Source organism: Caballeronia sp. DA-9 (assembly GCF_051615025.1).
GTDB lineage: Bacteria > Pseudomonadota > Gammaproteobacteria > Burkholderiales > Burkholderiaceae > Caballeronia > Caballeronia sordidicola.
In genome coordinates, this window is the sequence record NZ_CP195133.1 from 3,082,616 (window position 1) to 3,097,470 (window position 14,855).

General features: G+C 60.6%; 16 protein-coding genes and 1 tRNA gene. 5 read left to right on the forward strand and 12 right to left on the reverse strand.

From position 1 onward, the window contains the following. Positions 1 to 139: 139 nt before the first annotated feature. A tRNA-Lys gene (locus tag ACRWA7_RS30290) sits at positions 140 to 215 on the forward strand. 63 nt (positions 216 to 278) lie between these two features. Here ACRWA7_RS30290 and proX read toward each other — a convergent pair. The 9 genes from proX to ACRWA7_RS30335 form a co-directional block, all read right to left on the reverse strand. Beyond that, positions 279 to 1,316, reverse strand: a complete 1,038-nt coding sequence (gene proX / locus ACRWA7_RS30295) for a glycine betaine/L-proline ABC transporter substrate-binding protein ProX (RefSeq protein WP_060858011.1) — start codon at positions 1,314 to 1,316, stop codon at positions 279 to 281. Between the two features lie 86 nt (positions 1,317 to 1,402). Next, positions 1,403 to 2,350, reverse strand: a complete 948-nt coding sequence (locus ACRWA7_RS30300) for an ABC transporter permease (RefSeq protein ID WP_060858010.1) — start codon at positions 2,348 to 2,350, stop codon at positions 1,403 to 1,405. Further along, complete coding sequence (locus tag ACRWA7_RS30305; protein ID WP_438394275.1) at positions 2,343 to 3,536, reverse strand: quaternary amine ABC transporter ATP-binding protein; 1,194 nt, start codon at positions 3,534 to 3,536, stop codon at positions 2,343 to 2,345. Before ACRWA7_RS30305 ends, ACRWA7_RS30300 begins: the two co-directional genes overlap by 8 nt. Then, positions 3,533 to 3,889, reverse strand: coding sequence for an NIPSNAP family protein (locus ACRWA7_RS30310; protein ID WP_060858008.1), 357 nt, complete (start codon positions 3,887 to 3,889; stop codon positions 3,533 to 3,535). Before ACRWA7_RS30310 ends, ACRWA7_RS30305 begins: the two co-directional genes overlap by 4 nt. After that, a complete protein-coding gene (locus ACRWA7_RS30315) occupies positions 3,886 to 4,710 on the reverse strand; it encodes an alpha/beta fold hydrolase (protein ID WP_438394278.1) in 825 nt (274 codons plus the stop codon). Before ACRWA7_RS30315 ends, ACRWA7_RS30310 begins: the two co-directional genes overlap by 4 nt. A gap of 3 nt (positions 4,711 to 4,713) precedes the next feature. After that, positions 4,714 to 5,808, reverse strand: a complete 1,095-nt coding sequence (locus ACRWA7_RS30320; RefSeq protein WP_438394280.1) for an LLM class flavin-dependent oxidoreductase — start codon at positions 5,806 to 5,808, stop codon at positions 4,714 to 4,716. 52 nt (positions 5,809 to 5,860) lie between these two features. Continuing rightward, the gene (locus tag ACRWA7_RS30325; RefSeq protein ID WP_438394283.1) at positions 5,861 to 7,372 is read right to left on the reverse strand and encodes an aldehyde dehydrogenase; all 1,512 of its coding nucleotides are present in this window, start codon (positions 7,370 to 7,372) and stop codon (positions 5,861 to 5,863) included. 17 nt (positions 7,373 to 7,389) lie between these two features. Beyond that, positions 7,390 to 8,370: a flavin reductase gene (locus ACRWA7_RS30330; protein WP_438394285.1), complete on the reverse strand. Its 981-nt coding sequence runs from the start codon at positions 8,368 to 8,370 to the stop codon at positions 7,390 to 7,392. 92 nt (positions 8,371 to 8,462) lie between these two features. Further along, entirely contained in the window at positions 8,463 to 10,292 is a 1,830-nt protein-coding gene (locus tag ACRWA7_RS30335; RefSeq protein WP_438394287.1) for a helix-turn-helix domain-containing protein, read from the reverse strand. Positions 10,293 to 10,436: 144 nt separating this feature from the next. Between ACRWA7_RS30335 and ACRWA7_RS30340 the strand changes: the two genes are divergently transcribed. The 4 genes from ACRWA7_RS30340 to ACRWA7_RS30355 all read left to right on the forward strand — a co-directional run bounded on the left by ACRWA7_RS30340 (position 10,437) and on the right by ACRWA7_RS30355 (position 13,275). Next, positions 10,437 to 11,036 carry an amino acid synthesis family protein gene (locus ACRWA7_RS30340; RefSeq protein WP_438394290.1) on the forward strand — a complete coding sequence of 200 codons (600 nt, stop codon included), beginning with the start codon at positions 10,437 to 10,439 and terminating at the stop codon, positions 11,034 to 11,036. 368 nt (positions 11,037 to 11,404) lie between these two features. Further along, positions 11,405 to 12,349, forward strand: coding sequence for a 2-hydroxyacid dehydrogenase (locus tag ACRWA7_RS30345; RefSeq protein WP_438394291.1), 945 nt, complete (start codon positions 11,405 to 11,407; stop codon positions 12,347 to 12,349). Between the two features lie 27 nt (positions 12,350 to 12,376). Beyond that, positions 12,377 to 12,844: an Lrp/AsnC family transcriptional regulator gene (locus ACRWA7_RS30350; protein WP_062876909.1), complete on the forward strand. Its 468-nt coding sequence runs from the start codon at positions 12,377 to 12,379 to the stop codon at positions 12,842 to 12,844. A gap of 83 nt (positions 12,845 to 12,927) precedes the next feature. Then, entirely contained in the window at positions 12,928 to 13,275 is a 348-nt protein-coding gene (locus ACRWA7_RS30355) for a DUF3293 domain-containing protein (protein ID WP_438394293.1), read from the forward strand. 42 nt (positions 13,276 to 13,317) lie between these two features. Here the strand turns inward: ACRWA7_RS30355 and ACRWA7_RS30360 are convergent, their stop codons facing one another. The 3 genes from ACRWA7_RS30360 to bamE all read right to left on the reverse strand — a co-directional run bounded on the left by ACRWA7_RS30360 (position 13,318) and on the right by bamE (position 14,823). Further along, positions 13,318 to 13,641: a DUF4148 domain-containing protein gene (locus tag ACRWA7_RS30360; RefSeq protein WP_060857998.1), complete on the reverse strand. Its 324-nt coding sequence runs from the start codon at positions 13,639 to 13,641 to the stop codon at positions 13,318 to 13,320. Between the two features lie 202 nt (positions 13,642 to 13,843). Then, on the reverse strand, positions 13,844 to 14,242 hold the full coding sequence (locus ACRWA7_RS30365; protein ID WP_438394296.1) for a hypothetical protein: 399 nt from the start codon (positions 14,240 to 14,242) through the stop codon (positions 13,844 to 13,846). A 26-nt stretch (positions 14,243 to 14,268) separates the two neighbouring features. Next, on the reverse strand, positions 14,269 to 14,823 hold the full coding sequence (bamE, locus tag ACRWA7_RS30370; protein ID WP_060858073.1) for an outer membrane protein assembly factor BamE domain-containing protein: 555 nt from the start codon (positions 14,821 to 14,823) through the stop codon (positions 14,269 to 14,271). Positions 14,824 to 14,855 lie beyond the last annotated feature (32 nt).

Genomic DNA, 14,855 nt, shown 5'->3' on the forward strand with positions numbered 1-14,855 from the left:
GAGCCCGTAGCGTTGTTGCTACGGGCTTTTTCTTTGTTTTTCCGGGCTTTTTCCTTGCTCTTTCTTTGTTTCGAGAGGCGACGGATTTTTACGCGCCGTTGACAACTACCGGCCGCCGTGACTATAATTTCGGCTCTTTGGGTCGTTAGCTCAGCTGGTAGAGCAGCGGACTTTTAATCCGTTGGTCACAGGTTCGAATCCCGTACGGCCTACCAAAGACAAAAAGGGCTCAGCTTTTGCTGAGCCCTTTTTCATTTCCCGCCAGCCTTAAAAGGCGCTCAATGCACCTTGCTGGCCGTAGCCACCCACTGATCGAATTGCGGTTTGTTCGCCGCCATCCATTCATCGGCGAGCTTGTTGATGAGCGGCGACGAACCACCGTTCTTGCTGATCGCGTACTCCCAGCCCGACCATGTCTTCACCGGAAACTTGATCTGCTCGATCAACGTCTTCACCGCCGGGTTCGCGGCAATGAACTCCTTGTTCCCCACCGATCCCCAGTTCCACGACGACATCGCCATGCGGCACGGATTCGCCCCGCCCGCGCATCCTTCCACGCCGTTCACCAGCGCCGACGCCTTGTTCGGCACATTCGGCGGCAGCGCGTCGGCGGGCGTCGGCAGCCAGACAACGTCCTTGCCCGGAACCAGCGCGTTTGTGGTCCACGACGGGTTCCAGGCGTAGAAAAACGCCGGCTTGCCGTCCTTGATGCGCGTGACGGCATCGACCATCAGGGCTTCGTATTTGCCACGCACGGCATGCACCGTCTGCTTCAGGCCGAACTTGTCGATCTGGTAGTCCACCACGTCGCCGCAACTCCAGCCCGGATCGCAACTGATCAGCTCCGCCTTGCCGTCGCTGCCAAAAAGTCCGGCGATCTTCGGGTCTTTCATCTGCTCGAGACTCGTGATGTTGTGCGCAAGCGCAGTCTTTTTATCGATGAGATACCCATTGATGCCGCCACCCACGATTAACCCGCCGCCCACGATCTCCGCCTGCTTTTCCACCGCGCGGAAGCCGGGCTCGCGCTGGGGAAAATTCACATCGGTGGCGAGGTCCACGTCGCCCTGCGCCGCGGCCTGGAAGAACAGCGTGGTGTTCATGGTGCTGAGTTTCACGTCGTAGCCAAGCGCCTTCATCGCTTTCATCACGATCTGAGCGGCGACGTAGTTGCCGCCCAGGCTATCGCTTTGCGCGTAGCGAATGGTCTTGCCGTTGCCCGGCAGCGTGTCGGCGAATGCGCCCACGCTCGCCGATGTCAAACCCACTACCGCCGCGACTGCGAGCGCCCGTCCTGCCCATGCAAATGGTCTCATCAACTTGTCCTATATCGTGATCGTTCGATCATCCGGCTCGGGCCGGACGCGCCTGGGTCTTGCCTCATTTTTCCTGATTTCCAAATTCACAACGCTTTCTTGGCTTCTCGCGGTGCGTCGGCTTCCGGGCTTCTCGGCACGCGCTCACCGCGCACAAACCGCATGAGAACCGGCAGCAGCGCGCTGCGTGTCCCGCCCTTCGACTGCGCGAGCTTCTGCGTGATGCGGTCGAGCATCATTGCGAGCAGCACGATGGCGATACCGCCAATCGCCGCCTGTCCAACATCGAGACGGCCCAATCCCTGAAGCACGACAAGACCAAGACCTTCGGCGCCGATCATCGCGATCACGACCGACATCACCATGGCGGTGAGCACAGTCTGGTTGAGACCGCCGAGGATGGTCGGAATGGCGAGCGGCAATTGCACTTCCCACAAAAGCTGCCGGCGATCCGCGCCGAACGCGAGACCCGCTTCCACGATTTCATGCTCGACCATGCGAATTCCGAGGTGCGTGAAGCGGATGAGCGGCGGCATGGCGGTGGTCACCACAGCGACTTCGCCCGGCACGGTGCCAACGCCAAACAGCATCACCACGGGCACGAGATACACGAACGTCGGCGTGGTCTGCATGATGTCGAGCACGGGCCGCACGATGCGCCAGACGCGGTCGCTGCGCGCGCACCAGATGCCAATAGGTATGCCGATCAGCGCGCAGAACACAATGGCCGTCGCGATCAGAGAAAGCGTGGTGATGGCCTGCGCCCAGACGCCCATGGAAGCAATGAGGACGAGTCCCACAACACTGAAGATCGCCACGCCCATGCTCGCGAGCCGCCATGCAAGCAGGAACATCAGCACGAGCATGAGCGGAAACGGAATGGCGTGAAGCACGGTGTCGTTAAAAGTCAGCAAACGCTCGACCGGCCACTTGATGACAAGAAACATGGGCCGCAGGTTCAGCGCGATCCATTGGACGCCGTGCTGGATCCAGTCGCCTATTGGCAGCACTGCAAGATCGTCGGCTTTAAACATGGCGTGCTCCCATGGCGCCCGCAGCGCCAATGCGGGCAAGAATCTGCCCTGCTTCCAGACGGCCGATCAGCCGGCCGGTGTCATCGATAACGCCGATAGGGCCGCCGTTCGTGTCCTTGTGATAACTGCCGGCGACATCGACGAGCTTGGTGGCCGCGGGCACGCACATGAAGTGCGTATCGGGCCGGGGCATCGCGCCGCCGCCGCGTGCGTGCTCGATTTCCGAGGCGGTCACGGTGCCGAGGATGCGTTCGTCGGCGTCGAGCATGAAGCCCGGGCCCGGCTGGCCGGACGCGTCGCCCATGAGAATGCCGTTCGGGCCGCGCAGGATCGCCGAGAGGGATGTCATGACCGACCCGGCATCGAACAATCTGCCGCGATCGACCTCGCGCGTGAAAGCGGCGACGTACTCGCTGCCGGGTTCGAGCACGATGGACTGCGGCGTGCCTTCGCGAACCAGCTTGCCCTCGGACATGATCGCGATGCGCGTGCCCAGTTTCAGCGCTTCCTGGAAGTCGTGCGTGATGAACAAAATGGTCTTGTTCAACGTGCGCTGAAGGCGCAGCAATTCGTCCTGCATCTCGGTGCGGATCAGCGGGTCGAGCGCGCTGAACGCTTCGTCCATGATGAGCACGTCGGCGTCGGTGGCGAGCGCTCGCGCGAGGCCCACGCGCTGACGCATCCCGCCGCTGAGTTCGTGCGGCATGTGGTAGCCCCAGCGCGCAAGTCCCACTACGTTCAGCACTTCCTCGGCGCGCTTGCGGCGCTCGGCGGCGGACATGCCACGCAGCTTCAACCCGAATTCGACGTTCTCGATCACGCGCCGGTTCGGCAGCAGCGCGAAGTGCTGGAACACCATCGATATGCGGTTGCGGCGCACATCGCGAAGACCGGCTTCGTCGAGCGTGCAGATGTCCTGATCGTCGAGCAGGATCTTGCCCGCACTCGGTTCGTTCAGCCGGTTGATACAGCGCGCGAGCGTCGACTTGCCCGAGCCGGACAGGCCCATGATCATGTACATCGCGCCGGAGGGAACGCTCAGCGAAACGTCGTCGAGCCCAACCACGTGACCCAGCGTTTCCTGCACCTCCGACTTGCTCTTGCCGGCCTTGAGCATGGCCAGCGCCTTGTCGGGCTTGTCCGTGAACACCTTGTACAAGTGCTCGATCTTCAAGCGCTCGGTCATAGCATCTTCTCCTCTGATGAGCCGGCGGAAACGGGCAGGCGCCGCAACGGTGAAAAGTCGGTCGGCACCAGAATCCTGTTTTCCGCCTGCTCGATGTTCTCTGAGAGCCTCGGCAGGAATTCCTGCCATCTGGGGTCGTCGGCAAGTTGCTGACGGCGACGCGCGCGCTCGTTCAGGTCGGCGTAGGCCCACAAGTGCGTGACCTGGCTGAGCGGGCCAATGTCCGTCGTGAAGTAGCCGATCAGGTGGCCCAGGATCGGCTGCTGGATCGCAAGACCCTCGTCGCGCACGAGTTGCAGGTATCGGCCCATCCTGCCGTTCCTGATACGGTAGATTCGCTCTTCCACGATCATGGCCGCGCCTCCCGATCATCGCTCGCCAGAAAACGGCGCATCATTGCGGCAACCACCTCTGGCGCTTCGATCAGGATCGAGTGACGCAGGCCGGGCAGGATTTCGAGCTGCGAGCCGGTAATGCATTGATGCATGAACTGCGCCATTCGCGGATTCGATCCCTGGTCTTCTTCTCCGGTCGCAATCAAGGTCGGCACGCTGATCTGATCGATAAACCCGCCGAAATCCGTCTGCGCCAGAACCCGGTAGGCGGCGGCATAACAATCGGGATCGTTCTCGGCGTTGCGCTGCCGCAAGCGCGCGACAAGCTCGGGGTTGCGCTGCTGGAAGCTTTCGGTGAGCCAGCGCGAAAGCGACGCGTCGTAATGCGATCCGCGGTCGCCAGATTGCAGCGCCGCAAGCCGCGCCGCGACGCGCTCGCGTTCTTCCGGCGTGCGCCCTGAAACGGTCGATAACAACACGAGCTTCTTCAAACGTTCGGGATGCGTCAGTGCAACACGCTGCGCGATCAGGCCGCCGAGCGAGAAACCCGCGAGATCGAACTTATCGAAGCCGACGTGATCGGCGAGCGCAAGGACGTCACCGACAAAATCATCGATCTCGTAGCGTCCTTTCACCAGCGACGAACGGCCGTGGCCGCGCAAATCGAGCGTCAGGATGCGGAACGTGTCCCGCAATCTCGCAACAATGCCTTCCCACGCTTCAAGATTCGAGCCCACGCCGTGGATGCAGACCAGCGGGCGCGAACCCTCGCCCTCGAGCCGGTAATTCAGCGTGATGCCACGGCCATCGAACATTGTTGAACTGCACGCGGCGTCCATGGTTCAGGCTCCCGCCGCGGCAACGCTGCGCTCGCGCGACAATTCGCGCTGGCGGTCGCGCGCAGCAAAATGCGGCATGACTTCATCGATGAAAAGACGCAGCGTCTTCACCTGGAGTTCAAACGGCAAGTTGAACGAGAGGCCGAGACAGAACTGATCCACGCCTTGATCCTCGTAAATCTGCAGCTTGCGGATCACTTCGTCCGGCGTGCCGAACATCAGGTTGTCGCGGATATTGGCCGGATCGTAATTCGCGCGGTTCGCCACCGTTTCGTAAGGCACGGGCTCGGGGAAACCATCGGTCACGGTGCCAATGTTCTGCATCAGGTTCTCGAACGTGCGGCCAAAATCGACGCTATGCCGCACAGCGGTTTGCCAGTCCTCGGGCCGATCGTAGACGCATGTGCGCCGCAACATCATGAAACGCGGACGCGCCCGTTCAGGATGATCGGCAACAGCCTTGCGGAACTTCTCGCCAAGCACGGCGACTTCCGCCGGCGGCGCAGACAATGGCGTGGACAAGATGTTTGCGCCCACGCTCACTGCCCAGTCGAAACTGCCGGGATCGCGCGTTGCAACCCAGATTGGCGGATGCGGTTGCTGCAGCGGCTTGGGCACCGAGGTCGCCAGCGGGAACTTCCAGTAGTGGCCATCGTGTGCGTAGTCGCCTGCCCAAAGCTTCTGCACGGCCGGCACGATCTCTTTCAGATACGCCACGCCTTCCTGCTGCGGAATGCCGCCTGCCATGCGATCGAATTCATACTGATACGCGCCGCGCGCAATCCCGAATTCGAGGCGGCCGCCGGTGAGGTGATCGCACATGGCGGCTTCGCCGGCGAGACGGATTGGCGACCAGTACGGCGCGACCAGTGTCGCGGTGCCGAGCCGGATGCGCTGAGTGTGCTGCGAGAGCCACGTCAGGATGGAAAACGGATTCGGCGAGATCGTGCATTCAATGGTGTGATGCTCGGCGGTCCAGAGCGTTTCGAAGCCGCCTTCGTCGGCAATGCGGGCAAGCGCGAGCATGTTCGACATGGCCGTGGACATGGAGTCCTTCGGCGAAAAACGCTCCATGCTCAGTGAGATGGCAAATTTCATGATGGGTCTCTTTTGGATTTTGTCAGCAAGCACAGCGGGTTCGACTTCTCATTCAGCGAAGGCGGATAACGAACGGGTCCTGCATTGCGCCCGAATAGTCGATCACCACGTTCTTCACGCGCGAGAATTCGCGCATCACTTCAAAGCCGCCACGGCGTCCGTAACCGCTTCGTTTCGTGCCGCCATTCGCGGACATATATGCGGCCGACCGATACGTATTGATCCAGACCGTACCGGCTTCAACATCGCGGGCAAAACGCAGCGCGCGGTCGATGTTCTGCGTCCAGATGCCGGAGGCGAGGCCGTATTCCGTATCGTTGGCGAGCGCGATGAGTTCTTCTTCCGTGTTGAACGGCACGACGCCCACGACCGGCCCAAATATCTCCTCCTGCATGAAGCGCATTTCATTGCGCGCCTGCGTCATCACAGTGGGTTCGAAATACCATCCCTTCGACAAAGCCGAGTCCTGCGGCTTGCGTCCGCCGACCGCGATCTTCGCGCCTTCGTGCACGCCGGAAGCAACATAACCTTCGACCTTGTCGAGCTGGCTTGCCAACGCAAGCGGCCCGATGTCGGTATCGTCGGCCATGGGATGGCCTACCTTCACCCGCCGCGTGCGCTCGACCAGCGCCTCCACAAAGCGCTCGTAGATGGGCGCTTCCACGAAGCAGCGCGAACCCGCCACGCACGTCTGCCCCGCCGCCGCAAATACGCCCGATACAACGCCGTTCACCGCGCGCTCCACATCCACGTCCGAGAACACCACGTGCGGCGACTTTCCGCCCAGTTCCATCTGGCACGGCACGAGGTTCTGCGCCGCGTTGCCCGCGATCTTGCGGCCGGTCATGGTGCTGCCCGTGAACACGAACTTCGCGATGCCCGGATGACGCGTGAGGGCGTCGCCGGTGGTGACGCCATCGCCGGTCACGACGTTGAACACGCCCGGCGGAATGCCCGCTTCGATTGCCAGTTCGGCAAGCGCAAGCGTCGATGCGGTTGCGTGTTCGGAAGGCTTCACGACCACCGTGTTACCGATCGCGAGACACGGCGCGAGCGTGCCCGTGAGCATCATCAGCGGCGAGTTCCAAGGAATGATCATGCCGACCACGCCGATGGGCTCGCGCAGGTTGAAGTTGAGTGTGTCGAGCTTGTTGACGGGGATGGTGTCGCCCTGCAGCTTGTCGGCCATGCCGGCGAAGTACTGGTACGAATCGGGGATGGCTCGCATCTGCGCGCGCATTTCCTTGATGAGCTTGCCGTTGTCGCGGCATTCGATCATCGCGAGTTCGTCGGCGTTGGCGAGCACGAGTTCGGCGAGACGGCGCACGAGCTTGCCGCGATCCGTTTGCGTGATGTGGCGCCATGCCGGGTTCTTCAATGCGGCTTGCGCGGAACGCACGGCAACGTCCACGTCGTCGCTGTTGGCCTGCGCGAACTGATACCAGGGCTCGGCTGTCGTCGGGTCGTAGCTCGGCACGTACTGGCCGCTGCGCGGCGGCGTGAACTCGCCATCGATGAATAGATTCTGTCTCGACCCTTGCAAACTTTCGACTGTCGTTTTCATCTGTCCTTGGTCCTTGTTCAGAGTTGCGGTTGCTGCAGCCGTGGCTGCGCGGCGCTGACCATCGCGATGCGGCCGCCATCGTGTGAATCCATGTAGATGCCAAAGCGGCCACCCGCGCTTTCATGCACGTAACGCTTCAACATGCCGCGGATTTCGGGCGTCGGGATGTCGTCGTAGGGAAGCTGGTCGAGCGGGAAAAAGCTGAAGTTCTCCGGGATCTCGCACGCGGCGCGCGGCAGCGCCAGGCGCGCGCGATAGATCAGGTATCCGGAGTCGCTGCCGGCGGCGTCGAAGACGGAATAGAGGAAGGTATCGTCGGGAAGCAGTTCCAAATCGTCGCCCCCGGCAATCGGCAAGCGTCCATTCACCAGCCGATGCGGCGCGCTCGGCAAGGTCCAGCCGTTCTTGCCATCTTTCGCGAGCAGCAACGACCCTTCCGCCTCGATCAGATAACCCACGATCATGTTGTGCGACGAAAGCCAGCCCGGCGGCAACGGGTTCTTCACCTGCGCATATCGGCCACGGCAAAAACCGAGCGGTGCGGTAGGACTCGTTCCGAACGCCTGGACCCGGCCGATAAGAATGGTGTGATCGCCCGCATCCACGCGGTCATGCACCGTGCAGTCGAACCACGTCAGGCAGTCGGATAAAACCGGCGCGCCGGTGTGCACGCCGTCATGGCTCACAGCGGCGAATTTATCGGCGGATTTGGAGGCGAAGAGATTCGATACATCCGTCTGCGCCTCGTGCAGCAGATTGACGGCGAAGTGATCGGTCTCCTGAAAGACCGGCGCGCTCGACGCGCCCTTTCCCACGCACACGAGGAGCAGCGGCGGATCCAGCGAAACGGAGGTGAACGAGTTCGCCGTCATGCCGCGCGGACGGCCCTCCGAGTCGCGCGTGGTCAGGACCGTCACGCCTGTCACGAAGGTGCCGAACGCCCGGCGCAAGGCCACGGGATCGACGGCGACAGGTTTATCAGAGACATCGGCTTGCATGTACTTCACCTCGAACGTCGTTACGTTGAGATAGAAGTTAAGCCATGCAAAAAAATGATTCTTCCGCTGGACCGAAGGACGATCGCGACTAATTACCCTCGCATTCGAGGGACCGCTTCTTGACGCGCTGCGGAGGAACTGGCGTTGTCGATCAGGCTGTGCAACTGCAGCGCAAGCTCGATCGAAAAGCGCTGCTCGGGCGTCTCCACTTCAATGCCGAACAGGTCCGAGATGCGCGACATGCGGTATCTGAGCGTGGTGACGTGAAGGCCCATCGCATCGGCACAATGCTGGCTGCGGCAACCCGAGCGCACGTAGGCCGCTAGCGTTTCGAGGTATGCCGTGTTGTGCTTTTTATCGTGCTCGACCACGCGGCCAATCGCACCGTCGATAAAGCTCCGTACATCTGACGAATCCGCCGCGCCCATCAGCATGGGCAGCGGCCCGAAGTCGGGCACGGTCATGGCGCCGCGCCGGCCGAAGGTGCGCGCTACGCGAATCATGCGCCAGCAACGCTCCCATTCTTTCGCGAGCGCTTCAAGTCCTTCGCATGTATCGCCGAGCACGACAATGGGCTCGCTGCCAACCGATCGCGCCAGCGTCTCCGAAATGCGGTGCGCGAGGCGCGTTACGCGATCAAGCTCGATGCCCTCTTCCTGTGGCACAAGACACACGAGCGCGCCGCCAACCGTGACGATGTGCGCCGCAACATGCTGCTGTGCAGCGAGCAGCGCGACGGCGCGATGTCCATCGACTGATAGATCGGCCGATGTGTTCGTGCGGTCCGGAAAGTCGATCACGAGCATGCGCATGGGCGCAGCCAGCGATAGCCCGAGTCTGCGCGCGCGGCGCAGCATGTCCTGCTCGTCGCGCCACCGCCGTTCCACGATCTCGAAGAACAATTCGGTGAGCGTACGAGTTTCGAAACGAAAGCGGATGACGCTGCGCATCAATTGCACGCTCAGCGCAAACTTCGCGCTTTCGATCAGCAATTTCTGCAGGTCGTTCGAACTGGATTGATCGAAGGTCAAGAGCGCGCCGACGGCTTCGTCGTCCACCATCAGCGGTTCGACGCGCGCATCGAGCGAGAGCTTTTCGCTCAGGCGCAGCGTGATAGTTTCGGTGCGGCGCGTGGTCACGGCGTCGCGCACCTCGGTGAGGATCTGGCGGCCCGCCGCGCCTTCTAGCATGGTGCGCCAGCCAGTGTCGTCATGAACGTTCGGCACCGGCGACGCCGACGCAAGCAGGCTGCTCGCGAAGAAATCGAGCACGAGCACGGGTGCGTTCAAAAGGTCGCCAAGCATGGCGGTCAGCGTTTCGATAGAACCGCCCGCCAGCACTTCCTGCAGCAGCGACCCTTGCGCGCCGAGCACGCGCCGCAGTTGCTCGGCCGCCGCCAACTGCGCGCGATGCCTGTGTGCGCGCTCGATCGCTATAGCCCCGAGATGCACGATGATCGACATGAACGCGAGGTCATCGGGCGACACGTCCACCACTTTCCTCGATGAAACCGCAAGCACCATCGGCCGGCCTTCCGCGTCGACGCTCGCCATTGGATGGATCAGCACGGTGCAATAGCCGCGCTCCAGCGCCTCGCGCCGGTAGCCGGGGAATTCGGTGGATTCGCGCGCATCGCGGATGTACACCGGCTCGAAGCGCTGCAATGCAACAAGCGCGGGACTGGTCGCGAGTTCCCATCGATCACCCGATGGACTGCGCAGCATGACGTTCGCCTCGAAGCGCGCGGTGACGAGCGCGTAACCGTGCGCGAGGTCAAGCGTCATGATGGAGCCCAGGTCCCATGAACCATGCCGGCATGCTGCCTGGATGAGGTCGCGCAGCAGTGTATCGAGGTCGCCGTCTGAGTTGATTTGGCTCGCGACATCACGCAGCGACATGATCCGCGACAATTGATCTGGCATTTACTTGCGTCCATTTGTCTCATCTCAATATACGACATAACGAAGTGAAAAATAAAAGATTCATCCCACGAAGCAACGGAAGATTCGGCCCGCGCGGATGGTTAGGATTCTTTCATGACGAACCGCCAACCAATGGAGTGAGCTATGGACGTGACCGGAACCGGACTTCGCAAGATCGCGACTTTTATCGAGGAAACGCATATTGAAGGCGGACGCGCCGCCGAACGGCCGATCACTACCGTGGTGGTTGCGGCGATTGTTCGTAATCCTTGGGCAGGGAAAGGATTTGTTGAAGATTTGCGGCCGGAGATATTGCGATTGGCTCCCGTGCTCGGGAGGGAGATGACGCAGCGGCTTGTCGCCATCATGCCTGCTGAGCGCGTGGAGGCTTATGGGAAAGCCGCTACCGTCGGCGTGAATGGCGAGATCGAGCATGGGTCGGCGCTTATTCATACGCTGCGGTTTGGGAATATGTATCGCGAAGCAGTTAATGGGACCGCGTTTCTTAGCTTTACCAATACTCGGTCCGGGCCAGGAGCCCTTATGTCTGTGCCCATGATTCATAAGTCGGAGACCGGGAAGCGGTCGCACTTTATTACGGCAACGTTTCAGATTGCCGATGCGCCCGGGCCGGATGAGATTTTGATCGCTATTGGAGCCGCCGATGGCGGGCGGGCACATCCCAGGATCGCCGATCGGTTTCAGGATATGGCCGAGATGGAGGCCGAGAAATCGACGGGGTGATTTTTTTGGGGGAGCGGTTTTGGGGCGGGCGGTGGGTCCTGCTTTTTAGGCTTTCGCGCGTTTCATTCTGGCTGATTTTTTTAGCACTGTTAGCCACTGTCCGTGGCGGGACTTAATTTCTTTTTCCAACGGCGAAAAAGAAATGAAGCAAAGAAAACGCCTTCCAACCGCTAATTCTTAAGTGTCCCAAGCGTGCAGTTTCATCTGCTTGGGACTTCAAAAGAACCCTCGACGCCATAATCAACAACACTTGAAACCCTCCCCCTCCGAACTCCTACATCCACACGCTTCGCCACCAGCGCTCTCGGGCAAGGTCTTACCTTCGCGGTATTTCTTGCGCCTCTTTTTTGTCCTTCATTTTCTTTTTTATGGCCGATCCCATTGCGCTGATTACCAATATTCGCGCCGACTACGAAGCCCGGTATCTGGACGCGCTCGCGTCCGCCATGCCCAATGAAAGCATTCTTCTGTTTCGTGATCTGGACAGCGAACAGCGTAGCCGCGTTCGCATCGCTATCGTTGCAAATCCAAATCCCGCAGATGTCGCCGCGCTTCCCAAGCTCGTCTGGATCCAAAGTCTTTGGGCCGGCGTCGAACAACTCGTTTCCTCTCTTCCCGCCAAGGGTCCCCCCATCGTTCGCATGATCGATCCCGAAATGTCTCGGACCATGGCCGAAGCCGTCCTCGCCTGGACCTATTATCTGCAACGCGATATGCCCACGTATATTCGCCAGCAAAGAGATCAGGTCTGGAATCAGCTTGCCTATAAAAAGCCGTCTTCACTTACCGTCGGGATCCTTGGGCTCGGTGCGCTCGGCGCCGCCGCAGCAGCACGGCTAGTCAACGCCGGATTTAACGTCGTGGGATGGAGCCGGTCCGAAAAATCGGTTTCGAATGTGCAGACGTTTTCCGGCAACAATGGGCTCGCCGGAATGCTGCGCATCAGCGATATCGTCGTTTGCCTCGTCCCTCTGAGCTCGCAAACACGCGGTTTGCTGAACGCGGAGCGTTTTGCCGCCATGAAACCCGGCGCGGCACTCGTTAACTTCGCGCGCGGTCCCGTCGTGGTATCGGACGATCTCCTTACCGCTCTCGATACCGGCCACCTGGCGCACGCAGTCCTCGATGTCTTCGACACCGAACCATTGCCACCGGATTCACGCTTCTGGCACCATCCCAATGTGAGCGTGCTCCCGCATATTTCGGCACCGACTGACTTCGATACCGCGGCAACCGTCATCGCAGAGAACATCGCCCAGTTCCGGCTATCCGGAATGGTCCCCGGCAGCGTGGATACCGCACGGGGTTACTGACCACTGACAATACAGACGGGCCCGGTGATCAAACTAGACCGCTATGACATCGCGATCCTGCGCATTCTCGCCCGCGATGGCCGAATTACAAAATCGCGGCTCGCAGAGGAAGTGAACCTCTCAATCTCGCCCGCATGGGAACGCGTGCGCAAACTCGAGGAAAACGGCGTCATCAAAGGGTATCGCGCAGAACTGGACTGGGTCGGCACCATCAAGGCAAGCCGGATCGTGGTCGAAGTGACACTCGCAAAACATACCGCGCAAGACATGCGGCGCTTCGAGGAACGCGTGCTGGCCGCGCCCGAAGTCACGCTTTGTTATGCAACGGGCGGCGGCGTGGACTACATGCTGCACGTGGTGTCGCGCGATATCGATCACTATCAGCGGTTTATCGACTCGTTACTGACGGACGATATCGGCATCGAAAAATACTTTACCTATATTGTCACGAAGGTCGTGAAGAGCATGCCCGACAGCGTGCCCGACTGGGAGTGAACGTGGACGCTCATTCATCAATCAGCACCAGTACAATCCGCGCCTACGAAGAAACGGAGTATCGGGTCTTCGGGAATATGCCCATGACGTTGCGCATCGGCGTACGTCATGCATTGCTCGCCTGCCTGCACCTCGAACACAACGTGGAGTGCAGCGCGTTTGTCACGGCAGCAAACCCATTGGGTATCCTTAACAGTGACGCTGAAAATGCCCGGTATCAAACAGCGCTCTCCGAAGAACTCACGCTCAAGGGCTTGAGGTTTATCAGTGGCGTGGGACAACATCCATCAGGACAATGGCCAGGAGAACCAAGCTTCCTGATCCTGGGTTTGTCGCTTGAGGCGGCAAGTCAACTCGGCGTGCAATACAAGCAGAACGCAATCGTCTGGTGCGGCAACGACGCCACGCCTCAACTCATTCTTCTCAGATGAAAAGACGGCTCACACGTGAACAGCGAGCCGTCCATCCATCGATCACGAACCCGCATACAGGTTGCAAAAGCTGACCGGGCCAACACACGCTTCATGGCTCGCGCCGCCAACATTGGCAATCCGCGAAGAACTCGCGCTCGTTCCCGCAGCCACGCCGCCATATGCGTTCGCGCCGTCTTTCTGCGCTACTTCGTTCGAATAGATCCGGGCGACATCGGGATACGACGCGTTGCTGACAAGACGCGATCCATCTTGCTCGGCTACCACGAGTTGTTGCTGCACTTCGGCACGTGTCAGACCTTGGGCAAAAGCGCCAGACGACACGAGAACAGCAGCGGACATCACGAACAGGGCAATCTTTTTCATTTTCGACTCCAGAGTGTTTAACGGGTTGGTATTAGGGCGAACCCATTTTTTCCCGGTCTATTCCAGAGATTTCGAAAATTGTTTGAAGCGGCGATCAATCAGCGCGAGCAGCCATGCATGAGCATCTCGCGGGGTTCGCTTGCATTGGGCGTTTAGCAAACGCGCAATATCACAAGCAATACCGAGCCAGGGCGGCTCGGATTCAGCAGCACATCGCCCGGCCGTAGACGCCTATGCGTGCGCACTCATTGCACCAGCATCGCGCTACGTCATCCGGCAGCGCTTCCCACATATGGCCGAACGCGCACTCCCACGCGAGCGGCGTGCTTGCATCCACGTATCCCGCCGATACCAGCTTCCCCCCGCGCTCCGCCGCCAGCGCTCTCAGCCGCTCCGTGCGCTGCTCGCGGCGTTGCGACGCGCAATTCATGCAGCGCACGTTTTGCGCCGCGCTCAACGCGTCATCCCACGCGTGGCCGCGCCCGCATTCCCAGTTGGCTTCGGTTGAACTGGCCGCTGTTGCCCTTTCCGTCCGATAACGCGTCGCCAGCGCCATCAAGATCTCGCGCTCTGGCGCGTCGTTGGATTTATCTGTATGCATCGGTTTGACTGGAATTCCTGTAACGCTCAATGTGCACCGCCGCCAAGCGCCTCGGATCGCGAAGTCGTGGTCACAATGCCATCCGGACCAAAGTGGGCGTTAAACATGGCGTCGCGCGTCACGCCGCCCTCCTCCCAATGCCAACTCCATACGCGTTCTTTCTTGAGCGGATATTCGGCAATGGTGGTCGGCTTACCCAGAATCCGGCGCACTTCGTCCTGCGTCAGTCCCGGCCGGATCTTCGCAATGTTTGCCGCCGTCAGCACCTGCGTCACGGAGACGAACTTGCCGCGTGCATCGATATCGACAAAATAGGTCGTCGTGCCCGCCGGCCCGCGCGGATATTCGAACCGTCTGGAACCGTCGGTGAAGTTGCGCGTGGTCTCGGGTTCGCCCATCTGGTCGCGGATCTGCGCTTCAGTGGTGACGCCCGGCGTCAGATCCTTCAGCAACAGCGTATCCGGCTTGACGGCATTGAAGATGGACTTCAACTTGTTCATGGCGTCCTCGCTCTGGCTCTCGTTGCAGCCAGTGAGCAGCACGGCCGCCGCGCAGGTGGCGGCAAGCATCAGTCTTTTCATGTGCGCCGACCTCTCGTTGCGCGCCGCGTTGA